Source organism: Variovorax sp. 05N34 (genome assembly GCF_056397405.1).
The window spans coordinates 385,418-409,228 of the sequence record NZ_JBFTNI010000004.1 but is presented as its reverse complement, the minus strand read 5'-3'; the positions used below and the strand labels follow the sequence as shown (position 1 = coordinate 409,228).

The window sequence follows — 23,811 nt, the reverse complement described above, 5'->3', positions numbered from 1 at the left end:
GTTATTCGGCGACGATGTTGCGAGCCTTGATGATCTTGGCCCACACGGCCGTCTCATCACGCATCGCGGCGGCAAACTCGGCCGGCTTCATCGCTGCGGTGGTCATGCCCTGCGTCTGCAGGCGTTCGCGCGCTTGCGGCTCCGCCAGGATTTCGGCCGCGTCCTTCGCCAGTTGGTCGATGACCGCCTGCGGCGTGCCGGCAGGCGCCAGCAAGCCGTACCACGAAGTCACGTTCACGCCCTGGATTCCCTGCTCCGCCAGCGTCGGGATCTCCGGCGCGACAGGCGTGCGCTTGGCTTCGGTCACGCCGAGCGCGATCAGCTTTCCGCTCTTGATGAAGGGCAGCGTCGCGGGCAGGTTGCTGAACATCAGCGGCACCACGCCGCCGAGCACGTCATTGAGCGCAGGCCCCGTGCCCTTGTATGGCACGTGCAGCAGGTCAACACCGGCTTGCTGCTTGAACAGCTCGCCCGCGAGATGCAGGCCGCTGCCCACGCCAGGCGATGCGTACGACAGCGTGTTCGGCTTGGCTTTCGCCATCGCAACGAGATCCTTCGCGCTCTTGATGCCCGAGGCCGGCGAAGCCACCAGCACGTTCGGCGCCTTCGCGAGCATCGTGATGGGCGCAAAGTCCTTTTCGATGTTGAACGGGAAGTTCGGCATCAGCGTCGGGTTGATCGTGAGATTGCCCGCGGGCACCACCAGCAGCGTGTGCCCATCGGCCTTGGCGCGCTTGACCTTGTCCATGCCGATGTTGCCGGCAGCGCCCGCATCGTTCTCCACCACCGCTGCCTGCCCGTAGCGCTTGCCGAGCCCTTCGGAAAGCATCCGCGCCAGCGTGTCGACCGGCCCGCCGGGCGGGAACGGCGAAATGATGGTGAAGCGATTGCTTCCAAGCTGCTTCTGCGCATCGGTCTGTGCATGGGCCGACATCACGGCGGCGATGGAAAGGAGCGCCGTGCCGAAAACACGGACGAGCGAAACGCGGCGATTCATATTCAGTGTGTTCATTTCTTTTCAGTGAGGAACTTGCCCTGCGGGCCTTCGACGTTCTTTTGGCGACGCGTGTTGCCATCGAGTCCGCCATCGACGGCCCATTCGGCGAACACGGTCGGGCCCGGTTCGAATTCGCGCGGCTGCCACTCGGCGGTGAGCTGGTCTTCATCGGCGTAGTACTCGATCAAGCCCCCAGCCGGGTTCTTGAAGTACCAGAAGTACGCGGAGGAAACCGGATGCCGCCCCGGGCCCAACTGCGTTTCCCACCCTTTGCGCGAGAAGTGCAGACCACCGCCGAACACTTCGTGGATGTCGCGCACGGTGAAAGCCACGTGATTGATCCCGCGCTTGCCCGACGGCAACTGCAGCAGGAAGAGATCGTGATGACCGCCGCTCGGTGCGCAGCGCATGAACGACCCACGATTGGGATAGCTGTCGGAAGCGACGAAGCCGAAGCGATCGCCATAGAACGCGCTCGTCGCCTGCACGTCGCTGACGAAGAACACCACGTGTCCAACTTCAATCGGCATGCCGCGCTCATACACCGGCGCAGCCTGATTCACACGTGGCTTCGCATTCCAGGTGTTCATCGCGCCGCAGTCGATATCGACCGCGTGCTTGCGGCTGACCTGCAGGCGCACCGCGAGCCCGTTCGGATCGGTGCAGCCAATGCGCCGCGCGCCTTCGACCATGCCGTCGACGAAGCCTTCATCTTTGGCGATCGCTGCAGCGTAGCGGTCGAGATCGGCGTCGCTCTCGACACCCCAGACCACTTCACGCACCGTCGGCCCCTCTTCAATCGCAGGTGGCAGCCCAGCCTTGTCCAACGCCGCAACGATAACGCGGCACCCATTAAGGCATTCAAAGACAAGTTCATCCATCGCCTCCGACTTGAGACTCAGCCCCCAGTCCAGAAAAAACGTGCGGCACGTAGCGAGGTCATCCGCCCCATAAGTAATCTGATCAATACCCAAAACACTCATCTCAGTCTCCATTCGAATTCCAGAAATACCGCGGAACCGGCTCTGCCGGGCCGCTGGTATTGCCCCCTTGAGGGGGTGGGCGGCCACACGAAGTGGGCAAGCCTGGGGGTGTTCATAGACCCCGCGGAACCGGCTTCGCCGGGCCGCTGGTATTGCCCCCTTGAGGGGGTGGGCGGCCACACGAAGTGGGCAAGCCTGGGGGTGTTCATAGGTCACTCCATGGCAGGGGTTGTTCGTTCGTGCCCCAGTACATGCTCTTCTGCTCCATGTACTGGAAGATGCCTTCGCGGCCCTTCTCGCGGCCCAGGCCGCTGTCGCGCCAGCCGCCGAATGGCGTCGACACCGAGAACTGCTTGTACGTGTTGACCCATACCGTCCCGGCCTGCACCGCGCGCCCCAGGCGCCATGCGCGCTTGAAGTCGCGGCTCCACACCCCTGCGGCCAGCGCATAGATGCTGTCGTTGGCCTGCGCGATCAGCTCTTCTTCGTTGTCGAAGGGCATCGCGACGAGCACCGGCCCGAAGATTTCTTCCTGGCTGATTCGCGCGCTGTTGGTGAGCCCTTCGAGGATGGTCGGCGTGTAGAAGTAGCCCTTGTCCAGGCCGTTGCCATGCGGACGCACGCCGCCGGTCCGAATGCGGCCGCCTTCGTGCACGCCCAGCTCCACGTAGCGTTCGATGCCTTCGCGATGACGCGCCGTGATCAGCGGGCCCATCTGTGTGCGCTCCGAAGCCGGATCGCCGACACGCAATGCGTTTGCGCCTTCTGCCAACCGCGTCAAGAACTCGTCGTAGATCGAGCGCGCAACAAACAGACGCGAGCCCGCGATGCACGATTCGCCCGACGAACTGAAGATGCCGTAGAGCACGCCGTTGACCGCATGGTCGAGGTCTGCATCTTCCAGCACCATCGTCGGCGACTTGCCGCCGAGTTCGAGCGACACCGGCATCATCTTGTCCGCGGCAATGTGCGCGATGTGCTTGCCGGTCGACGTGCCGCCCGTGAACGACACGCGCTTGACCAGCGGATGCTTGGTGATCGCATCGCCGATGACCGAACCTTTGCCCGGCAGCACGCTGACGATGCCCTTCGGCACGCCGGCTTCTTCGCAGATGCGTGCGAGTTCGAGCGCCATGAGCGGCGTGACTTCCGCGGGCTTGACGACCACTGCATTGCCTGCCGCCAGAGCAGGCGCGAGCTTCTGCGCTTCGCTCGCGATGGGTGAATTCCACGGCGTGATGGCTGCAACGACGCCCATCGGCTCATGCACGCTCATCGTCACGAAGGCGCCGCGCGAAGGCGTGATGACTTCTTCGAGCGTCTCCAGCGCGGCGGCGAAAAACTGGAAGGTACCCGCGGCGCTCGCCACCAGCGCGCGCGTCTCGCTGATGGGCTTGCCGTTGTCCAGGCGCTGCTTCTGCGCCAGGCTCTCGGCCTGTTCCCGGATCAGATGGGCGACGCGATGCAGCACTGTGGCGCGTTCGTGCGGCAGCTTCTGCGCCCACCCGCTGGTGCGGAAGGCATGGTCGGCGCGCTGGATCGCTTCCTCGACATCGGCGAGGCTTGCGGCCCGCAGGCGTGCGATCGGCTCGCCGGTCGCCGGATAGAGGCTCTCATAGGTCTCGCCGCCGCCCAGGCGCCATTCGCCAGCGATGTTGAGGGGGAGCAGTTCAGAAGGAATCATGGGGGTCTCGTTTCAGATCGAGAGGGAGGCGACGCGGTTGCGTAGCGCGCGCACCGCGCTGTACACCGTCAATGCGGATGTCTTGGGGTTGGCCGCCAGCGCCTTATTGCGCATCGTCAGCTCGAAGCTGCCGAACGCGCCGGTCGCCTCGACCGTGTGCACGTTTTCGACGATCGATGGATCGGCGATGAGGCGCACGTGCGTGCGGTCAAGACCGAGGCCCGCCAGTGACAGCGTCGCGGCCACATTGGCGTTCTTCGGATAAAGCGTCGCAGCCTCGCGGGCGCTGCCTTCAAAGATCACCGCTTCGCCCTTCAGCGCGGCGAGGTCGCGGCCCTGCTCTGCGGGCGTTCCCTTCCACGCATGGGGCGGCTTGCGGCCGGTGTAGTGCACGTTGTCGAGTCCGCCGATGCGAGCCGCTGCAAGCGCGTCGATGGCACCAATCGCGCCTGCGATCAGCTGCACCTGCGTCTTGCCGGCGGTTGCCGCGGCTTCGAGTTGCTCCGCCAACCCCGGCGCCGACAAGGCGCCCACCGAGGCCACGATGCATGGCGTGCCGCGTTGCAGTGCCGGGAGAACATGCGCTTCAATCGCCGCGTGGCCTGCAGCTTCGATCACGAGGTCGACGCCAACCACAGGCACCGAAGACACGACCTGCGCGCCGGGCGCCAGGCGCTCTGCAATGGCACGCGTTGCCTCCAATCCATCCGCCGGAACGACGATCGCAGCCACCGAGATGTCGCCATCTTCGCGCAGTAATTCGAGCGCGGCAGTGCCGATGGCGCCACAGCCGATGAGTGCGATACGAAGCACGGACATGCTCATGGCCTCTCTCACTTGCCCAGCACGCCGAGCGCGGGGATCTGAGTGATCTTGTTGGTCGGCGGGCCCGCGAACGCACTCTTGAAGCCGCCAATGGACAGCATGTCGATCTCCAGCAGGAAGGGTCCGTCGGTCGACAGCGCTTCGTCCAGTCGCGCCGCGAGGTCGTTCAGGCTCTGCACGCGGGCATGCGGCAGCGCGAGCGACTTGCACAGCAGGTCGTAGTCAGGCGTGTGCAGTTCGGCGTAGCAGCGGCGCCCGCCGTACTGCACGTCCTGAATGTTCTTGATGACGCCGTAGCTCTTGTCGTTCATGAGCACGATCACCATCGGAGCCTTCTCCTGCACCATGCAGGCGAGTTCGCCCAGGTTGAGGATGAAACCCCCGTCGCCGGCCAGGCAGAAGGTCTTGCGGCCCGAGCCTGTCACCGCAGCGCCGATGGCCGCACCGATCGCCATCGGCATGCCCTGCCCGATGCCGCCGCCCGTGGCGTGCACGCCGGCGCTGGGTTCGAACACGCGCAGCTCGCGATTGCCCCAGGTGCTGTTGGACACAGTCACGTCGCGCACCCAGTTGAACTTGCGGCCGGCCACGGCTTGCAGCTGGCGCACGAGTTCGGCGTAAGGGCCGAGGCCGTCACGCAGAGTGGCCACTGCCAGGTCATGGGCGGCGCGCAGATCGCTCAGCAGCTTCGGATCGGCCTTGTACTTGATCGCTTCGAGGCGGTCGGCCAACCCATCGAGGGCCAACGCCGAGTCGCCGCAAACGAACGCGTCGGTGGCGTAGCAGCGGCCTTCGGCTGCGGCGTCGGCGTCGATGCGGTAAAGCGGGCGCGGCAGCTTCAGTTCGTACTTGAGCGTCTCGTTGCCGCGCAGGCGCGAGCCCACCACAAGCATCGCGTCGCAGGTCTGGTAGAGCTCCTCGACCGGCTTCTGGATGTTGTAGGCGCCGAGCGAGCCGGCATCGTCCTCGGGCACGATGCCGCGGCCTTGCGTGGTGGTGACGACGCCGAAGCCGAGCTTCTGCAGGCGCTTGATCGCCGCACCGGCATTGCGTGCGCCGCCGCCGACCCACAGCATCGGGCGCTTGGCCTTGGCAAGGCTGGCGGCCAGCGCATCGAGACCTGCCTTCGAAGGCACGGCGGCATCGATGGGCAGCGGCGACAGATCCGCAGGCATCGTGATGAGCGCCGACTGGATGTCGATCGGGATCTCGATGCTCACCGGACCTGTCGGCGCGGTCATCGCGACCTGCACCGCGCGCTTGAGCGTGCCGAGCACGGTCTCGACGCTGCGCACGCGAAAGGCGGCCTTGGAGATGGCTTTCAGCATCGTGAGCTGATCGGGCGCCTCGTGGATGTACGACATGCCCTTGTCGATATAGGGCGTCTCGATCTGGCCCGTGATGTGCAACAGCGGCGCACCCGCCGTCAGCGCCTCGACCATGCTGCCCGCGATATTGCCCGCTGCCGGCCCGGTGCTGGTCACACACACCCCCAGGCTGGCGGTGGAGCGTGCATAGGCATCGGCCATGTTGCCCGCACCCGCCTCGCCGCGCGCCGAAATGAAGCGGATGGCACCGCGCTGCGCGAACGCGTCCAGGATCGGCATGTTGTGGATCGAGATCACACCGAATGCAGCCTTCACGCCGCACTGTTCGAGAAAGGCCGCGACGACAGCGCCGACGGTCACGGTGTTGGTGGGGTTATGCATGGCGGGAATGGCCTCCGGAGATGTCGATGTGGGCACCCGTCGTGTACGAAGCGAGTGGCGAAGCGAGGAAGAGAATGGCGCGCGCGGCTTCGACGGGAAGTCCGAGACGGCCGAGGGGAATGTGTTTGCTCTGCGCGAGCTGGCTGCTCCAGGCGGACCAGTCGAGCGATTTGTCTTCGCGCGCCTCGAAGCGGCGGCGCCATTGGCCGGACTCGACCAGCCCGATGAGGATGCCGTTGACGCGCACACCTTGCGGTGCGAACTCCGTGGCCATGGAGCGCACGAGGTTGAGCAGGCCGGCACGTGCGGCCGACGTCGCCACCATGTGCGGCTCGGGTTGGCGCGCGAGCAGCGAATTGGCACAGACGATGGCCGCGTCTCCGAGCACCACGCGCTGCGCCGCAAGCTGCGGCAGGAAGGCGCGCGTGGGATGGATGACCGAGAAGAACTTCAAGTTCAGCTCTTCGGTCCAGGCCTTGTCTTCGGTGTCGGCAAAGGTCGACACGCGACCTTGGCCGGCGTTGTTGATGAGCATCGAGGCCGGCCCGAGCGCAGCTTCGCTCTCGGCGGCGAAGCTCTTCACGGCTGCTGGGTCGAGCACGTCGCAGACGCGCGCGAAGAGCTTGGCATGCGGACGCCTGGCTTGCAAGCCTGCCACGGCGGCATCGAGCCGTTCGGCATTGCGGCCGCACAGCGCCACGGCTGCGCCGCAATCCAGCAGCTGCTCCACCGTCGCGAGGCCAATGCCCGAGGAGCCGCCCGTGACCACGGCCACGCGGCCCGCCAGTGCGTCGGACGAGAAGAACGAGGTGGAAATCGCGGGCGTCGTCATGACTGTCATCCCCTGCGCTTCAGGCACGCTTGCCGCCGTGCAGCGGAACCACCTTGGAGGCGGGCGAGTAGTTCAGCAAGCTGGAGATGCCGTCCGCCGTCTCGCGCACCCGCCGCACCATCTCTTCCATGCGGACTTCCTCGATGTGGCCCGAGGTGATGGTGGCACCCAGCGCAGCCACGATATGGCCGCTGTGGTCGCGCACCGGCGCTGCGATGGTGGAGATGTTCGATTCGAAGAAGCCTTCGCTCAGCACGTAGCCGCGCTCGCGGTCGCTCTGGACCATCTCGAACAACTCGTCGACGGTCTTGGGCGTGCTCGGCGAGAAGGTTTCGAGCTTGCCTTCCGGGTACAGCGCGCGCAACTGCACGAGGCTCAGGTCTTCGAGCAGGATGCGGCCGAGCACCGTCGCATGCGCTGGCAGGCGTGTGCCGACGGTGACCGAGCTGGCAAAAGGCGTGGGCGGCGCGACCTTCGCGACATAGACGATGGAGCGGCCGTCGCGCACCACCAGGTTGCAAGGCGTGCGCAGCTCTTCGCACAGGCGCTGCAACAGCGGCGTGCCGAGTTGCGTCAGCTCCAGTGAAGCCAGATATTCGAAGCCCAGGCGCAGCACGGCAAGGCCCAGGCGGTAGTCGCGGCCGCCTTCGGTGCGCTCCAGGAATCCCATGCTCTCCAGGGTCGTCAGCAGACGAAACACCGTCGAGCGCGGCAGCTCGAAGCGGCGCGCCAGTTCGGGCGCTGACAGCGTGCGGTTCTCGCGGCTGAATTCGCACAGCACGCGCAGCCCACGCTCCAGTGCCGGAACGTTGTAGCGGTCCGCGCCCTCTTCGATCACTTCATTGCCAGGGGTGGTCATGTCTCTGCTTCCCGTTGTTTGTTGCTTGTTGCTTGTTGTTGATTGCTTGTGGATCGACGTCGATTCAGACCGACAGCACGTCGCGCAGCATTGCGGCGACGGTCGCGGGCTGTTCGACATAGCTTGCGTGTCCGGCACCTGCGATCAGTTCGAGCGCAACCCCGCACTGGCGCGCAACGTCTTCGCATGCAGCGGGCGTGGTGACGACGTCGAGCGCGCCGCAAGCCACGCGCACCGGCATCGCGGGTGGCAGATCGGCCAGCAAGTCGCCGCCGCACAGCAGCTCGACCGCTTGCCGGTAGCCGTGGTCATTGAGACGCGCCATGTTCCAGCGGACCCACTGCCGCGCGAGTTCGCTGGCGTTTTCAGAAACGAGGCGCCCCGAACGCTGCGCCGCCATGCCGGCGATGCCGAGCTTTGCGAGCGTGTCGAGTCGCTCCGTGTGAACGCGCTGACGGGCATCGGCGCGCGCCGGCGCTCCATATCCGGCAGCCGGGCTGATGAGAACGAGCCGATCGATGCGAGAGGCCATCGGCGAATCCGCACGCGCTGCCGAAGCAGCCGTCAGCGCACCCAGCGAATGCCCCACCAGCACGCAGGAATCGATCTCCAGCGCATCCAGCAATGCATGCAGGCGCCGTGCATAGTCCGCCGCCGTCGGCACGAGAGCATCCACCGGCGTCGATTCCCCGTACCCCGGTGCGTCCCACGCAATCAGGCGCGCACGCGGCTCCAACAGCATCGCCGTATCGAGCCAGGATGCCGCACCCGACCCAATGCCATGCAGACAAACGACGACCGGCCCCCGACCGCTCTCGCGCACAGAAACAACGCCGCCGCTCACCACCACATTCCGCGCCGGAAACCGCGCATCCAGCCGCGCAACTTCGGTCAATGGCAAGCTCTGCATCACAGTGGCGGATTCGATGTTCATAAGGGTGTTGTTCCAGAAATACCGCGGAACCGGCTCTGCCGGGCCGCCGGTATTGCCCCCGGCGAGGGGGTAGGCGGCCACACGAAGTGGGCAAGCCTGGGGGAGTGCTCAACCTATCTTTTGATTTTTGCGAGGGGGTGGTCGGCTGGGTATGTCGGCGTGACAGGCTTCTTCGCACCAAGCATCACGCACATCAGCGCATCCTCGTCGCCGATGTTGATCTCCTCGCGATAAACGCCAGGCGGAACCGAGATCAGGTCACGGTCGGTCATGATGGTTTCGAAGCGCTCGCCATCCTTCTCGATGACCACCTTGAGCTTGCCGCGGATGAGGAAGAACACCTCTTCCACATCGGTGTGCAAATGCGGCGGGCCTTCATGGCCGGCCGGGATCACCATGGTCGAGAAGGTGAAGTTCTCGGCCGGCACGGTGTTCATGTCAGCGGCGACGCCGGTACCGCCGGTGCCCACGTAGCGCATCTGCGCGCGGCGGAACTTGGGGTCCAGGTCGGCCTGGAACTTGAGAGCATCCCAGTCGTACTTGCGGGTCGAATAGCGCGCGATGCGGGTGTTCATCCACGCTTCGAGACTCGCGCCTTCGGGCTGCGCCCAGCTTGGCGCTTCATCGATGTTCTTTTGTTCGGACAGATCGCTCATGGGTTCTCCTTGGTCGAAAAATGGGTTCGAAAAAATCAATGCATCACGAAGCCGCCGTTGACGGCGAGCAACTGGCCGGTCACGAAGCGCGACAGGCCCGAGAGCGCAAACAGGACCGCCCCGCAGACGTCGACCGCCTGCTGTTCGCGCGGAATGGCGCGGCCTTCGAGGTATTTCTGGTGGCGCGCCATGGGCACGTATTCGGTCGCTTCGACGAGCGTGAGGCCGGGCGCCACGGCATTGACCGTGATGCCGTCGCCGCCCCACTCGCGCGACAGCGAACGCGTCATCGAAATGACGGCGCCCTTGCTGGACGCATAGGCCAGCAGGTTGGGCGCGCCCCACAGCGCGGTGTCAGACGCGAGATTGACGATCGCGCCACGGCCGCTCTTGGCGAGCGCAGGCTGGCAGGCGCGGCTCATGAGCCAGGTGCCGCGCACGTTGACGTTCATCACGCGGTCCCACATGTCGATTTCGAGGGCATGCGCGTCGCGGCCGCCCGAGTTGGTAATGGCGGCGTTGTTGACCAGTCCATCGAGCCCGCCGAGCAGCCGGGCGGCTTCGGCGCCGCCCTTTTCGATCGAAGCCGGGTAGGACAGGTCGATCGCGAGCGCGTGCGCCGTGAAGCCGGCCTCGCGCATGGCGTGCGCCTCGGTCTCGGCGAGGTCCGACAGGATGTCGGCCAGCACGACGCTCGCGCCGGATTTCGCGATGCACTTCGCAAAGGCCAGTCCCAGTCCGCGGGCGGCGCCGGTCACGAGCACGCGGCGGCCGGCGAGCAGATTGGCGGGCAGTTCGGCAAGCAGCGCCTGCAGGCTGGCGGGGTCGGCGGTGGTGTTCACTGAAGTCATGGCATCGTTTCCGGTGTCAGTCGGCCTGAATGCCCAGTTCCTTGATGATCCGGCCGAAGCGCTCGAAGTCCGCAGCATTGGTCTTGGCGAGCACGTCCGGCGAACCGCCCAGCGGGACCGCGCCCAGCGTCGCCATGCGCGATGCGACGTCCGGCATCTTCAGGATTTCGTTGAAGTGGGCATTGAGCATCTTCACGGTCTCCGGCTGCATGCCCTTGGGTCCGAAGAGGCCGTGCCACGCCGTCACTTCAACGCCCTTGACACCCAGTTCCTGGAAAGTCGGCACGTTGGGCGCGAGCGGCGAGCGCTTCTGGTCTGCGACCGCAAGCACCACCATCTTGCCGTTCGGCAGGTAGGGCTCGACCGGGCCGAGCGTGATGTAGGTCAGCGGCACGTGGCCGCCAAGCACGTCGTTGACGGCCGGCGCGACGCCGCGATACGGCACGTGGCGAATGTCCGTGCCGGTCGCCTTGTTGACCATCTCGCCCAGGATGTGCATGGGCGATCCGCTGCCCGGGCTCGCGAAGGTCAACGGCTGCGCCTTGGCGGCGACCGCAACGTCCTTGAAGTTCTTGATGCCCGAGGCGGAACTCGCGACGAGTGCGAGCGGCAAGGTGCCGGTCTCGATGATTGGCGTGAAGCCGTTCAGCACGTCATAACCGGCCGAACCGTTGGTCTTGAGCACCAGTTGGGCGATTGAGAAGGTGCTCGGCGCCAGCAGCAAGGTGTAGCCGTCGGCAGGCGCCTTGGAGACGTAGTTGCTGCCGATGACGCCACTCGCGCCCGGGCGGTTGTCGACCACCACCGGCTGGCCGATGCGTGTGGAGAGCTTTTCAGCGAAGAGGCGGGCCAGCGCGTCGGTATCGCCGCCGGCCGGATAGGCCACGACGATCGTCACAGGCTTGCTCGGAAAGGCTTGCGCCCATGCGGGGCCTGCGCAAACGGCGCTAGCGAGAGACAGGGCAAGAGCGAGGGCTTGGCGGCGAGTCTGCTTCATCATGGTGGTTGCGATCCGTGCAAGGGTGGAATCGAGGTTCGGCGTTTTGGCTGGTTCGTTTCACTAATTAAACACTGGTTTATTAATGGAACGATCTACGAAGAATATTCGCAAACTTGTCATGAAAGATAGGTACAAACCCTAGTCTTTTGTAAGCACGCTCCGTACGACTTCAGTACTCCTTCAGTGAGCGGCACCGGGGCGCTCAACACCCACCACGCTGAACAGCGCCTGACTCCAACGCCCGGGACATACCCCGACGCCGCGGACGGCCGTTCGACAGCTTCGCTCCCTACGATGAGGACACCCGCACTCGCGGCCCTGGCCATCACCTGGAGACGCACCATGACCACTGCCACCCTTGCCCCCGGCCAAACGGCGCCGCCGCGAAGCACCTCCAAGCTCGGCGCCGTGCTGCGCGTGACGAGCGGTAATTTCCTCGAGCAGTTCGACTTCTTTCTCTTCGGCTTCTACGCGACCTACATCTCGAAGGCCTTCTTTCCCGCGAGCAGCGATTTCGCCTCGTTGATGCTGACCTTCGCGGTGTTCGGCGCAGGCTTCCTGATGCGTCCGCTGGGCGCGATCGTGCTCGGTGCCTATATCGATGAAGTGGGTCGGCGCAAGGGCCTGATCGTGACGCTCGGAATCATGGCGAGCGGCACCGTACTGATCGCTTTCGTGCCGGGCTACGCAAGCATCGGCGTCATTGCACCGTTGCTCGTGCTGCTGGGCCGTCTGCTGCAGGGCTTCTCGGCGGGCGCCGAGCTGGGTGGCGTGTCGGTCTATCTGTCGGAGATGGCGACGCCCGGGCACAAGGGCTTCTACACCTCTTGGCAATCGGCGAGCCAGCAAGTCGCGATCGTGCTCGCCGCTGCGCTCGGCTTCGCACTCAACGAGATGCTCGACCCGGCCGCGCTCGCAGCCTGGGGATGGCGCATTCCGTTCTTCGTCGGCTGCATGATCATTCCGTGCATCTTCGTTCTGCGTCGCTCGCTGCAGGAGACCGAAGCCTTCCAGGCGCGCAAGCACCATCCGACCACGCGCGAGGTGTTCCAGTCGATGGCGCGCAACTGGCGCATCGTGCTTGCCGGCATGCTGCTGGTCGCGATGACCACCACGACCTTCTACCTGATCACCGTCTACACGCCGACTTTTGGCAAGACCGTGCTGCACCTGAGCGCGCGAGACAGCCTGATCGTCACGCTGCTGGTGGCCATGACCAACTTCATCTGGCTTCCGATAGGCGGTGCGATCTCGGACCGCATCGGCCGCAAGCCCATGCTGTTGGCCGTGACGATCCTCGCCATCGTGACCGCATATCCGGCCATGCACTGGCTCGCGGCGGCGCCGAGCTTCGGCCGCATGCTCGACGTGCTGCTGTGGTTCTCGTTCCTGTTCGGCATGTACAACGGCGCCATGGTCGTGGCGCTGACCGAAGTGATGCCGGTCGAAGTGCGCGTCGTCGGCTTCTCGCTGGCCTACAGTCTTGCGACCGCAGTGTTCGGCGGCTTCACGCCGGCGATCTCGACTTGGCTGATCGAGACTACCGGCGACAAGGCCGCGCCAGCCTACTGGCTGAGCGTGGCAGCGGTCTGCGGACTGGGCGCCACCCTGGCGCTCTATCGCAAGGGCCGCCAGCCCGCAGTGGCATAGCCGGCGTCAGCGCCCCCAGCGCAGGACCAGCGCGTCGAGGCGGCGCGCAGTCTCGATCAAGAGCGACCGGCTCGCAGGATGGATCGCAGGGAACGGATGGCGCGGCGCCTCGCAGGCGATCACGCCGCCTTCCTTCATCAGCGACTTGGCCGCGAGAAGGCCGCACTGCCGGTTTTCGAGGTTGATGAGCGGCAGCCACCGCTCGTATGCGGCAATGGCTTCGTCACGCCGACCCGCGCGATAGGCATCGAGGATCGGGCGAATGCCGTCGGGAAAGCCGCCGCCGGTCATCGAACCGGTCGCACCCGCTTCCAGGTCGGGCAGCAGCGTGATGGCTTCTTCGCCGTCCCACGGTCCTTCGATCGCATCGCCACCGAGGCGGATCAGTTCGCGCAGCTTGGCCGCGGCGCCTGCCGTTTCGATCTTGAAGTACGCCACATGTTCGATCTCCCTGGCCATGCGCGCGAGGAAAGCGGCCGACAACGGCGTGCCGGCGGCAGGAGCGTCCTGGATCATGATCGGGATGCCCACCGCGTCCGACAGTTGCGCATAGAACTCGTGGACCTGCGGCTCGGAGACGCGAAAGGTGGCGCCGTGATAGGGCGGCATCACCATCAGCATCGCGGCCCCCATGTCCTGCGCACGGCGGCTGCGTTCGGCGCAGACCTTGGTGCTGAAATGGGTGGTGGTGACGATCACCGGAACGCGGCCGGCGACGTGTTCGAGGATCGTGCGCGTGAGCACCTCGCGTTCATCGTCGGACAGCAAGAACTGCTCTGAAAAATTAGCCAGGATGCACAGCCCTTCGGAGCCGGCGTCGATCATGAAATCGATGCAGCGCTTCTGGCTGGCGATGTCGAGATTGCCTTGCTCGTCGAAGGTGGTCGGCACCACCGGAAAAAGGCCCTGGTAGCGAGCTGTCGTGGCCGAGGTTCTAGAGGTCGTGGAGGTTGCGGTCATGTCGTGCTTTCAGATGAATGGGTCGTGAGGAATCGTGAGCGCCCTGCCCTCATGTCCAGCCTCCGTCGACGATGAAATCCTGCGCGGTACACATTGCGCTCTCGTCCGCGACGAGAAAAAGCGCCATGCTGGCGATGTGATCGGCCATGAGCGGCTTGTCGATGCACTGGCCGCGCGCGATGTCGACGCGTGCCTGGTCGTCCACCCACATGCGCAGTTGCTTGTCGGTCATGACCCAACCCGGCACCAGTGTGTTGACGCGGATGTTGAATGCGCCGAGATCCCGCGCCAGGCTGCGCGTCAGCCCTTGCACCGCTGCCTTGGAGGTGGTGTAGACCGGCATTCCGCCCTGCTTGAGCTTCCAGCTGATCGAGCCGAAATTCACGATCGATCCGCCGCCTGCCGCGCGCATGTCGTCCATCACATTGCGTGCCGCAAAGAACTGGTGCTTGAGGTTCACGCCGACGCCGGCGTCCCACGACTCCGGCGTGGTGTCCTCGATGCGGTGGCGGCGATCGTTGGCGGCATTGTTCAGCAGCCCGGTGATGGGGCCGAAGCGCTGGCGTACCGACGCAATGGCGGCCTCGAGCGCCGCGATGTCGGTCAGGTCCGCCGCGACGAACAACGGCGGATGGCGCGCGCCGGCGAGCGTTTGCGCCAGCGTGGCTCCGGCGGAAGCATCGATGTCGATGAAGCCGACCTTCGCGCCTTGCGCGACGAAGCGTTCGACGAGGCAGGCACCGATGCCCGTGGCACCGCCGGTGATGAGGACGGTGCGATCGACCAGGCTGGGATATTGAGCAAAGGCAGTCATGGCGGGAGCAAGTGACGGCAGCGGGCGCCGTTCGGCAGCTCTCAAGTGGATGAGACGCGAATTATGTCGTCACCGCATGCGCGCCGGATCAAGGTTTGCCAGCGGTGGGAGACGCGTTCGAGTTGTGCATCGGCTGCTGGGCAGCCGGTGACGACGAAGCGGGCTCGACCGGCTTTTCTTTCCAGATCAGCACCAGAACAATGCCGCCGACTATAAATATGGCCAGCAGCACTGCCATCAGTCGGAAGGGGCGCTTTGGTGTCGTGTCATTCTGTGTGGCCATTGGATGACTCCGCTCGGAAGATGTCATCCAACGCTAGGGCGTGACCGGGATTGCCGATGTCAGACGGCGACCCTGCCGGATGCGGCTGAAAAGCCATCCCGCGGCAGAATCGCGGAATGAGCACCACCCTCCCCGCGGCCGTGGTTTCGGCCTTCGCACCCACCGGCGCGCTGCGCGCCTCGATCAACCTCGGCAATCCCATCCTCGCGAACCGGGATGCCGCTACCGGAGAGCCGGTCGGCGTGTCGATTGATCTGGCCCATGAATTCGCACGGCGGCTCGGCGTTTCCGCGGAACTCGTCGTCTTCGAAAAGGCCGCCGCCTCGGTTGACGCGGTGCGCAACGAACAGGCGGACATCGGCTTCTTCGCGATCGACCCATTGCGCAGCGAAGGGATGCAGTTCACCGCGCCGTATGTGCTGATCGAAGGCAGCTACCTGGTCGCGGAGGCGTCGCCCGTCACGCGCAACGAGGAGGTGGACCGCGACACACACCGCATCGCCGTCGGCACAGGCAGCGCGTACGACCTCTTTCTGACGCGCGAGATCAAGCAGGCGCAGATCGTGCGCGTGCAAGGCGCCAAGGGAGTCACGGAAAGTCTTCATGCAGGCCAGGCCGATGTTGCCGCGGGCATCCGGCAAGTGCTCGAAACGGAAGCGGCACGTGTCGGAGGTCTTCGCCTGCTGCCCGGTCGGTTCATGGTGATCCAGCAGGCGATGGGGACGCCCGCTTCGCGCGGCGCCGAGGCCGGCGCGGCGCTCGCGGCGTTTGTTGAAGAGATGAAGGCCAGCGGATTCGTGGCCGAGGCGCTCGCGCGGCATCGCATCCAGGGCGCGAGCGTCGCGCCAGCCGGCCGAGGCGCCTAGAAACAGGTTTGGCCCGGCTACAACCCGAGCTCTGCCATCAGCCGTGAAGCCGGCCAGCGCTCCTTGCGCTCCGGCCATGCTTCGAGCAGTTCGACCATCTTTGCGTTGCGAGGCGCGTTCGACTTGTTCGAAGCGGCGAGCCGCACCACCTCGCCGCACAGCGCATCGATTTCCGTGCGGCGGCCCAGCGCCAGATCGTCCGCCATGCTCGAACGCGCCTTCGCATCGATGCGCAACATGCGGGCCGCGACGATGCGAAAAAGCGGTGTCGGCAGCCGCAGGATGCCCGGCAGCTTGGCCGCAGGGACAGCGGCCAACTGCGCCGGTTGAATGCCGGCCCTCGCGAGTTCGGCGAGCGCTTCATCCATCAGCGCGGCGAGGCAGCGGCGATAACCCCGCTGAAGCAACTCTTCGCGCAGAGGGAGCCCGGACAAGGCGTTGATCGGATTGTTCAGGTTGAGCAGCAGCTTGCCCCACTGGATCGGCAGGAGATTGGCGTGCAGATCGATCGGAACGCCGGCTTGCTCGAACACCGCAACCCAGCGTCGAAGCGCCAGGTCGTCCTTGGCAGCGAGCCGGCCCACGGTTCCGCGATGGAATTCGCCCGGTCCGATTTGCGCGACGTTGTAGGGCACCATCGCCGGCAGGATGTTGAGTGAAGGCGCAGCCTCCAATGCCACGGCCGCGTTCGAGATGCCGTTCTGCAGGGAAAGCACTGTGGTGTTCACCGGAAGCCGCGTGGCAAGTTCGGCCGCGGCGTCTGCGGTCGCGCCGCTTTTCACTGTCAGCAGCACCAGCCCCGGACGAATGCCGGGCGGTACCGCCTCGGCAAGCTGGATCATGTCCGGCGAGACGTGGCGGCTGGCGCCATCCAGATCCGTCAGCGTGATGCCGCGTGACGCCAGCGCGCCCAGCACCCGGGGGCGCCCAACCAATGCGACGCGCACGCCGGCTGCCGCCAAACTGCCCCCGATGAAACACCCGATGGTGCCGGCCCCCATCACGAGGACATCGACGGGCAGTTCGTCGCCCTTCATCCCTTCGCTTGCAGGCGTTCGGCGACCCAGGCTTGCACCGATTTGAGCGCCGCGGGCACGCCGGCCGCATCGGTGCCGCCGGCCATCGCCATGTCGGGTTTGCCGCCGCCTTTGCCGCCAACCTGTTGGGCGACAAAGTTGACCAGCTCGCCGGCCTTGACCTTGGCCATGGTGTCGGCCGTGACGCCGGCAGCGATCTGCACCTTGGAACCGTCGACCGCTGCGAGCACGATGGCCGCCGACTTGAGCTTGTCCTTGAGCTTGTCCATGGTGTCGCGCAGCGTCTTGGCGTCGGCGCCGTCGAGCTTTGCCGCAAGCACCTTGACGCCATTGACGTCGACAGCCTGCGCCAGGAGCTCGTCGCCCTTCGACGAAGCCAGCTTGCCTTTGAGCGAGCCCACTTCGCGCTCCAGCGCGCGCACCTGTTCGAGCACCTGTGCCAGACGCGCCTGCAGCTCCGAGGCGGGCGCTTTCAGCGTCGCCGCCGCACTGTGAACCGTGGATTCGAGCTGCTGCAGGTAGGCCAGCGCATTGGTACCGGTCACCGCTTCGATGCGCCGAACGCCGGCAGCCACGCCGCCTTCGCTCACGATCTTGAAGACACCGATGTCACCCGTGCGCGAAACGTGCGTGCCGCCGCAAAGCTCGCGGCTGCTGCCGATGTCGAGCACGCGAACGGTTTCGCCGTACTTCTCGCCGAAGAGCATCACGGCGCCGGTCTTCTGGGCCGACTCCATGTCCATCACGCGCGCCTGCGTGGCCTCGTTGGCGAGGATTTCAGCGTTCACGCGCCGTTCGATCTCGACGATCTGCTCGGCCGTCACGGGCGCGTTGTGCGCAAAGTCGAAGCGCGTCTTGTCGGCATCGACCAGCGAGCCCTTCTGCTGCACATGGCCGCCGAGCACTTCACGCAGTGCCTTGTGCATCAAGTGGGTGACGCTGTGATTGCGCATGGTGGCAGCACGGCGCTCGGTGTCGACGCGCGCCGTGACCTTGTCGCCGATCTTGAGCGTGCCCTGCGTCTGCGCGCCGTGGTGGCCGTAGACGTCCGCCTTGATCTTCTGGGTGTCGTCGACCCCGAACTGCACGCCCTCGGCGACGATCACGCCCTGGTCGCCCACCTGGCCGCCGCTCTCGGAATAGAAAGGCGTGGTGTCGAGCACGACGATGCCCGGCTGGCCTTCGTTCAGTTGCTGGACCGGTGCGCCTTCGAAGTACAAGGCGACGACGGTCGCCTTTTCTTCGAGATGCTCGTAGCCGGTGAAGGCATTGGCCGCGCCGCTGTAGTCGACGGCGCGCTCCATCTTGAACTTGCCCGCCGCGCGGCCGGCCGCCTTCTGCTTATCCATGGCGGCATTGAAGCCCGCCTCATCGACCGCCACGCCGCGTTCGCGGCACACGTCGGCCGAAAGATCGAGCGGAAAGCCGTAGGTGTCGTGCAGCTTGAACGCTACTTCGCCCGGCAGAACCTTGGCGTTGTCCGCCAAGGCCGCGTCGAGGATTTCCATGCCGTTGGCGAGCGTCTCGAAGAAGCGCTCTTCCTCGGCCTTCAGGGTGTCTGTGATGCGCGTTTCGTCCGCGCGCAGCTTGGGATAGGCATCGCCCATCAGCGCGACCAGATCCGGCACCAGCTTGTGGAAGAAAGGCTTCTTCTGGCCGAGCTTGTAGCCGTGGCGAATGGCACGGCGAACGATGCGGCGCTGCACGTAGCCCCGCCCTTCGTTCGACGGAATCACGCCGTCCGCCACCAGGAAAGCAGTGGCGCGAATATGGTCGGCAATCACGCGCAAGCTCTTGTTGCCGAGGTCTTTTTCGCCGGTCTCGCGCGATGCGGCCTTGATGAGCGCATCGAACAGATCGATTTCGTAGTTGCTATGAACGTGCTGCAGGATCGCGGCGAGCCGTTCGAGCCCCATGCCGGTGTCGACGCAGGGCGCGGGCAGCGGGATGACGCTGCCGTCCGGCTGCATGTCGAACTGCATGAACACGTTGTTCCAGATCTCGATGTAGCGGTCGCCGTCTTCATCGGGGCTGCCGGGCGGGCCGCCTGCGATTCCGGGGCCGTGGTCGTAGAAGATCTCGCTGCACGGGCCGCAGGGGCCGGTGTCCGCCATCATCCAGAAGTTGTCGGACATATAGCGGCCGCCCTTGTTGTCGCCGATGCGCACGACGCGCTCGGGCGGCAGGCCGATGTCCTTGGTCCAGATGTCGTAGGCCTCGTCGTCTTCGATATAGACGGTGGCCCAGAGCTTCTCGGCCGGCAGCTTGTAGACCTGGGTGAGCAGCTCGAATGCCCATTTGAGCGACTCGCGCTTGAAGTAGTCGCCGAAGCTCCAGTTGCCCAGCATCTCGAAGAAGGTGTGATGCCGGGCGGTGTAGCCGACGTTCTCGAGGTCGTTGTGCTTGCCGCCGGCTCGGAGGCAGGCCTGGACGGATGCGGCGCGCACATAGGGGCGCTTGTCGCTGCCGAGGAACACGTCCTTGAACTGCACCATGCCGGAGTTGGTGAACATCAGGGTCGGATCGTTGCCCGGCACCAGCGAACTGGAAGGCACCACGGTGTGGCCCTTGGTCGCGAAGAAATCGAGGAACGACTTGCGGATGTCGGCGACGCTGAAGGTGGGCTGGCTCATCTTGAATTTGGCTTTTTGCTAAGGCGGCCGGTTGCGGGCAGCCCCTGCATCGAACCCACCTAACTGCTTGATCTGCTTGAACATTCGATTATAGGTTTGGGCATGAAATCGCCAGCGTGTGCGCGCAGGATCTCGACCGCTCTCTTGAACTGGAGCGTCTTGACCGCGCCGTCCAGTTCCGCGAAGCGTTCCGCCCCTAGCGCGGCACGCAGCGACGGGCCCACCTCCTCGAAGCAGGTCATGGCCGCGAAGTCCTGACTTTCCAGGGTGTCGGTCAGCCGCGCGAGTCCTTCCGGGTCGACTGGCGGTGCGTCCGTGACATCGGCTTCGTCGGGTCCGTCGACTTCGTCCGCTTCTGCCGACTCGAGATAGGGCCGCGCGGATGCATCGACCCTCCGCAGCGCAGCGCCCAAGTCGCGAAGCGCCTGCTCGGCCCGATCGGCGTCACCGGACTTCAACGCCGCCTCGCCCGCACTGGCCGATTGGCGCACGCGGTCGATGCCGATCAGCCCGGCGCTGCCCTGCAGCTTGTGCAGCCGCGCGGCCAACGCCTCCGCCTGGCCGGCCGGCAGCGCGATCGTCTCGCCCGCCAAGTCCCGGAACTCGCCCAGCAGGCCGCGCAAGACGCTGAGAAAAAGCGCCCGGTCACCGCCCAGGCGGCGAAAAGCATCCGCCGCATCGACGCCTTCGATCGCGGGCCAATCCGAGGGCAGTGGGGCCGCGACCGCCGTTGCTCGCGTCGCCGGTGCAGAAGCGGCATTGCCCCACCCTGCGCAACGACGCACCGTGCGCACCAAGGCGTCGACATCGAAGGGTTTGGTCACAAAGTCATTCATGCCGGCTTCCAGCACACGCTCTCTCTCCGCGATGAGCGCACTCGCCGTCAGCGCAATCACCGGCAGCGCATGCAGGCCGAGTTCGCCGCGAATCAGCCGCGTGGCCTCGTTGCCATCGAGGATCGGCATGTGGACGTCCATCAGCACCGCATCGAATCCGTGCGGCTCCATGCGCAGCCGCTCGACCGCCTCGCGACCGTCCGATGCAACGCCGATGCGAGCGCCTTCGCGTTCGAGGATGTGCTGGCATACCTCCAGGTTGACAGGACTGTCGTCCACGACGAGGATGCGCATTCCCGAAAGCCGCCGCTCTTGCAGGCCGCCGCCCGATGCAGCTGGCGCCATGGCGTCTTCACTCACGACGTCCAGCGGCAGGACCACCCAGAACGTGCTTCCACTTCCCGGCATGCTCTCCACGCCGAACTCGCCGCCCATCAGTTCGGTGAGTTGCTTGACGATCGACAAGCCGAGCCCCGTGCCGCCGAAGCGCCGTGTCGTCGATGTGTCGGCCTGCGTGAAAGGCATGAAGAGCCGGTCGAGAACCTCGGGCTCGATACCGATGCCTGTGTCCGTGACGGCAAGCCGCAGGCGCACTCGGTCCGGCACTCCGTCCTGCAATCCTTCTTGCACGCTCGCGGAAAGCCGCACCGTCCCCTTGGCGGTGAACTTGACGGCGTTGCTCAGCAGGTTGACGAGAATCTGCCGGATGCGCGTGACGTCGCCATGCAGGCATGCCGGCAGATCGGGTTCCCCATTCAGCTGCAGCGCGATCCCCTTGCTGGCGGCGCCCATCGTCGTCATGGCGATCACGTCTTCGAGCAGTCCGCGCAAGCCGAAGTCGGACTGGTCCAGCACCATCTCGCCGGCTTCGATCTTCGAGATGTCCAGGATGTCGTTGATGACGCCCAGCAGCGCATTGCCCGCGGTGTCGATCTTCTGCAGGAAATCGCGCTGCCGATCGTCCAGTTCAGTCTGCCGCAGCAGGTACGCCAATCCGATGACGGTGTTGAGCGGCGAGCGGATTTCATGGCTCATATTCGCCAGGAACTCGCTCTTCGCCTTGCTCGCCGACTCCGCCTGCGCGCTGCGCTCGTTCAGCGCCAGATTCAGTCGCTCCAATTGCTCCTGCGCCTCGCGCATGTCAGTGACATCCACGGCGACGGTAATGAAGCCCTGCACGACGCCTTGATCGTCACGGTCCGGCACGAAATGCAGCCAGTAGTGCAGGAGCGAGCCATCAGCCACCGTGCGCGTGCGCATCACGCGCTGGTCCTTTCCGGCAAGTGCCGAGCGCACATAGGGCTCGTTGATGCGGGAGATTTCCGGCCCGAGCAATTCGGTCCACGTCATGCCGATCATCTGCCTCGCCGTGTGCCCCATCCATCGCAGATGCGCACTGTTGGCGAAGGTACAGCGCAGGTCGCGCGTCCAGTAGGCGACGACACCAGGGATGTTGTCGGTCACGATGCGCATGAAGCGCTCGTTGTTGCGCACTCTTTCTTCGGCGGCCTTGCGCTGGGAGAGATCGGTCGCGATGGCGATGAAGCCGATCACCGTGCCGGCGGCATCCCGCAGCGGGCTCACGTTCAGATGCACAAGGACGCGGGTGCGGTCCTTGCGCACATAGGTCCACTCCCTCGGCTGTGCGCGGCCCGTGCCCGCTGCCGGCGCGAACACCTCGCACACTTCCAGCGGACGGCCCAGTTCGGTGGTGAGCGCAACGGAGCGTCCATGGATTTCGATCGCGTCATGGAAGCTGTTCATCTCCATGCGATCGACCACCTCGGCAGCCGAATAGCCCAGCAGTGCCTCCGCGGCGGGGTTGAACAGCGTCACCATGCCCTTGACGTCGGTTGCGATGATCGCGCTGGCCGCGCCTTCGAGGATCGCGCGCTCGCGCGTCGACAGCGCCACCAGCTGCGCGGTGCGTTCGAGCACCTGCTGTTCGAGCGTCGCATTGAGTTCGAGGATGTGCGCCTTGCTCGCCTTCTCGTGCGTGATGTCGCGCACCGTTTCGGCCGCGCCCACGACGTGGCCTCGCGCCGAGCGGATCGGCGCCGCCGCGACAGAGACCGCCACGGGGGAGCCGTCACGGTGGCGCCGGAAGGTCTCGAACGCGGCAACCGACTTGCCTTCCGCCATATGGCGCAGCAGCGTCTCTTCTTCTCCGACATGATCGGGCGGCAGCAGCAGCGCCTGTATGGGTTTGCCCAGGGCTTCCTCGATGCTGTAGCCGAAGATCTTGCTGGCGGCGGCGTTCCAGTCGGTGATCGTGCCGTCGAGGCGCAGCCCGATGACAGCGTCGTTCGAACTAGTCACGATGGCCGCGAGCCGTGACTGCTGCACGCCGGCGAGCGCGCTGCGGCGCCGGTTCAACTGCTCGATGAAAGACACGAGCGCCAGAAGCAGCGCCAGCATCGCGCCGATCAGGAAGACAGCCAAGGGACTGCGCAGGTTCAGTGCCGTGACGAACGGCGGTTGCGCGCTCACCTCCACCATCCACGTTCTGCCATAAAGCTGCAGCGGGAGCGCGCGCTTGAGCGCTTCGGGCTGCGCACCGATCCGCCCCGGCGACATGAAGAAGCGCTCGGGCGTGGCGCCGGGCGTCGCGTCGACCAAGGTCATCGCGAATTCGCCGTCCTGGTAGTCGAACCCCTTCAACACTTCATTGATCAGCAGCGGCGAGTAGACCCAGCCGATCACGTCATCCGGTCCTCCGCGCGCCGCGGCGGAACGGCGCTGGCGCTGCTGGAGCCTCCCAAGTTGCGCATCGGCGCGATAGACCGGCAGCAGCAGTGCGACCGAGCGCGCCACGCGAGGCGCATTCGGCGCCTGCACCAATGTGATCGGCGCGGTCAGCGTCATCTCGCCGGTCCGCATGGCGGCCTCCGCTGCCGCGCGCCGGTGCGGCTCGGACGCGATGTCGAGTCCGATTGCGGGACTCGATGCATCGAGAGGTTCGAGATACTGGATGACGAAGCGCTCGCCATCGTTCGTGCCCAACTGCCGGATCTGGAAATCGGGCTTGCCGTCGAGGCGCGCGGCGGCGACGAATGCAGCTTCCTGGGCGACGGGCACACGGCGGATGAATCCGAAGCCGCCCGAACCGGGAAATTCCCGCCCCAGGTCGCGCGAGGCTATGGACTGCGCAAAGCGCAGCCGGGCAATGCCGGTCTCGCCGCCCGCCGCAATGACGGCACCGCGCACACCCAGCAGGCCGGTCTCATAGGCATGCATGCGCGAACTCACCTGCTCGACGGCACGGCGCGAGAGCGCATCGAAGCGCTCCTGCGACAGTGTTTCGTTGTAGTTGGCCTGCCACAGCGCAGCGCCCCCTGCCCCGCAAAGGCCGACGACAAGCCAGATCAGCGATCGAGCGGAGTGGCGAAGGCCCACAGCGAG

Annotated in this window: 19 protein-coding genes; 2 read left to right on the top strand and 17 right to left on the bottom strand. The window is 65.5% G+C overall.

The annotated features are described in order from the left end of the window. Position 1: 1 nt before the first annotated feature. The 11 genes from AC1DMA_RS13825 to AC1DMA_RS13775 form a co-directional block, all read right to left on the bottom strand. Positions 2-1,012, bottom strand: a complete 1,011-nt coding sequence (locus tag AC1DMA_RS13825; RefSeq protein ID WP_478144542.1) for a Bug family tripartite tricarboxylate transporter substrate binding protein — start codon at positions 1,010-1,012, stop codon at positions 2-4. Further along, the gene (locus tag AC1DMA_RS13820; protein ID WP_478144656.1) at positions 1,009-1,980 is read right to left on the bottom strand and encodes a VOC family protein; all 972 of its coding nucleotides are present in this window, start codon (positions 1,978-1,980) and stop codon (positions 1,009-1,011) included. Before AC1DMA_RS13820 ends, AC1DMA_RS13825 begins: the two co-directional genes overlap by 4 nt. A 205-nt stretch (positions 1,981-2,185) precedes the next feature. Further along, complete coding sequence (locus AC1DMA_RS13815; protein WP_478144541.1) at positions 2,186-3,664, bottom strand: aldehyde dehydrogenase; 1,479 nt, start codon at positions 3,662-3,664, stop codon at positions 2,186-2,188. Positions 3,665-3,676: 12 nt separating this feature from the next. Further along, positions 3,677-4,483: an aspartate dehydrogenase gene (locus AC1DMA_RS13810; RefSeq protein WP_478144655.1), complete on the bottom strand. Its 807-nt coding sequence runs from the start codon at positions 4,481-4,483 to the stop codon at positions 3,677-3,679. Between the two features lie 14 nt (positions 4,484-4,497). Beyond that, positions 4,498-6,198, bottom strand: coding sequence for a thiamine pyrophosphate-binding protein (locus AC1DMA_RS13805; protein ID WP_478144540.1), 1,701 nt, complete (start codon positions 6,196-6,198; stop codon positions 4,498-4,500). Continuing rightward, entirely contained in the window at positions 6,191-7,030 is an 840-nt protein-coding gene (locus AC1DMA_RS13800) for an SDR family oxidoreductase (RefSeq protein ID WP_478144654.1), read from the bottom strand. Before AC1DMA_RS13800 ends, AC1DMA_RS13805 begins: the two co-directional genes overlap by 8 nt. Before the next feature lie 19 nt (positions 7,031-7,049). Next, on the bottom strand, positions 7,050-7,889 hold the full coding sequence (locus AC1DMA_RS13795) for an IclR family transcriptional regulator (protein WP_478123612.1): 840 nt from the start codon (positions 7,887-7,889) through the stop codon (positions 7,050-7,052). A 64-nt stretch (positions 7,890-7,953) separates the two neighbouring features. Further along, positions 7,954-8,823 (bottom strand): alpha/beta fold hydrolase, encoded by an 870-nt coding sequence (locus tag AC1DMA_RS13790; RefSeq protein ID WP_478144539.1) that lies wholly within the window; start codon positions 8,821-8,823, stop codon positions 7,954-7,956. Positions 8,824-8,936: 113 nt separating this feature from the next. Continuing rightward, a complete protein-coding gene (locus AC1DMA_RS13785; RefSeq protein WP_478123614.1) occupies positions 8,937-9,479 on the bottom strand; it encodes a cupin domain-containing protein in 543 nt (180 codons plus the stop codon). 35 nt (positions 9,480-9,514) lie between these two features. Further along, positions 9,515-10,330: an SDR family oxidoreductase gene (locus tag AC1DMA_RS13780; RefSeq protein WP_478144538.1), complete on the bottom strand. Its 816-nt coding sequence runs from the start codon at positions 10,328-10,330 to the stop codon at positions 9,515-9,517. 16 nt (positions 10,331-10,346) lie between these two features. After that, positions 10,347-11,327, bottom strand: coding sequence for a Bug family tripartite tricarboxylate transporter substrate binding protein (locus tag AC1DMA_RS13775; RefSeq protein WP_478144653.1), 981 nt, complete (start codon positions 11,325-11,327; stop codon positions 10,347-10,349). 345 nt (positions 11,328-11,672) lie between these two features. Here AC1DMA_RS13775 and tcuC point away from each other — a divergent pair, with 345 nt between their 5' ends. Beyond that, complete coding sequence (tcuC, locus tag AC1DMA_RS13770; protein WP_478144537.1) at positions 11,673-12,980, top strand: tricarballylate/proton symporter TcuC; 1,308 nt, start codon at positions 11,673-11,675, stop codon at positions 12,978-12,980. A 6-nt stretch (positions 12,981-12,986) separates the two neighbouring features. Here the strand turns inward: tcuC and AC1DMA_RS13765 are convergent, their stop codons facing one another. The 3 genes from AC1DMA_RS13765 to AC1DMA_RS13755 form a co-directional block, all read right to left on the bottom strand. Further along, positions 12,987-13,940: a dihydrodipicolinate synthase family protein gene (locus AC1DMA_RS13765; protein WP_478144536.1), complete on the bottom strand. Its 954-nt coding sequence runs from the start codon at positions 13,938-13,940 to the stop codon at positions 12,987-12,989. 49 nt (positions 13,941-13,989) lie between these two features. Continuing rightward, positions 13,990-14,754, bottom strand: a complete 765-nt coding sequence (locus AC1DMA_RS13760) for an SDR family NAD(P)-dependent oxidoreductase (protein WP_478123619.1) — start codon at positions 14,752-14,754, stop codon at positions 13,990-13,992. 88 nt (positions 14,755-14,842) lie between these two features. Beyond that, complete coding sequence (locus tag AC1DMA_RS13755) at positions 14,843-15,037, bottom strand: hypothetical protein (protein ID WP_478123620.1); 195 nt, start codon at positions 15,035-15,037, stop codon at positions 14,843-14,845. Positions 15,038-15,153: 116 nt separating this feature from the next. On the opposite strand from AC1DMA_RS13755, the gene AC1DMA_RS13750 reads away from it, so the two are divergent. Continuing rightward, complete coding sequence (locus AC1DMA_RS13750) at positions 15,154-15,903, top strand: transporter substrate-binding domain-containing protein (RefSeq protein WP_478144535.1); 750 nt, start codon at positions 15,154-15,156, stop codon at positions 15,901-15,903. Positions 15,904-15,920: 17 nt separating this feature from the next. Here AC1DMA_RS13750 and AC1DMA_RS13745 read toward each other — a convergent pair whose 3' ends face one another. Genes AC1DMA_RS13745 through AC1DMA_RS13735 form a run of 3 tightly spaced genes read right to left on the bottom strand, consistent with a single transcriptional unit; the run spans position 15,921 to position 23,805 of the window. Next, entirely contained in the window at positions 15,921-16,940 is a 1,020-nt protein-coding gene (locus AC1DMA_RS13745) for a 2-dehydropantoate 2-reductase (RefSeq protein ID WP_478144534.1), read from the bottom strand. Next, complete coding sequence (gene alaS / locus AC1DMA_RS13740) at positions 16,937-19,573, bottom strand: alanine--tRNA ligase (RefSeq protein ID WP_478144533.1); 2,637 nt, start codon at positions 19,571-19,573, stop codon at positions 16,937-16,939. Before alaS ends, AC1DMA_RS13745 begins: the two co-directional genes overlap by 4 nt. A 59-nt stretch (positions 19,574-19,632) precedes the next feature. After that, on the bottom strand, positions 19,633-23,805 hold the full coding sequence (locus AC1DMA_RS13735) for a CHASE domain-containing hybrid sensor histidine kinase/response regulator (RefSeq protein ID WP_478144532.1): 4,173 nt from the start codon (positions 23,803-23,805) through the stop codon (positions 19,633-19,635). Between the last annotated feature and the right edge of the window lie 6 nt (positions 23,806-23,811).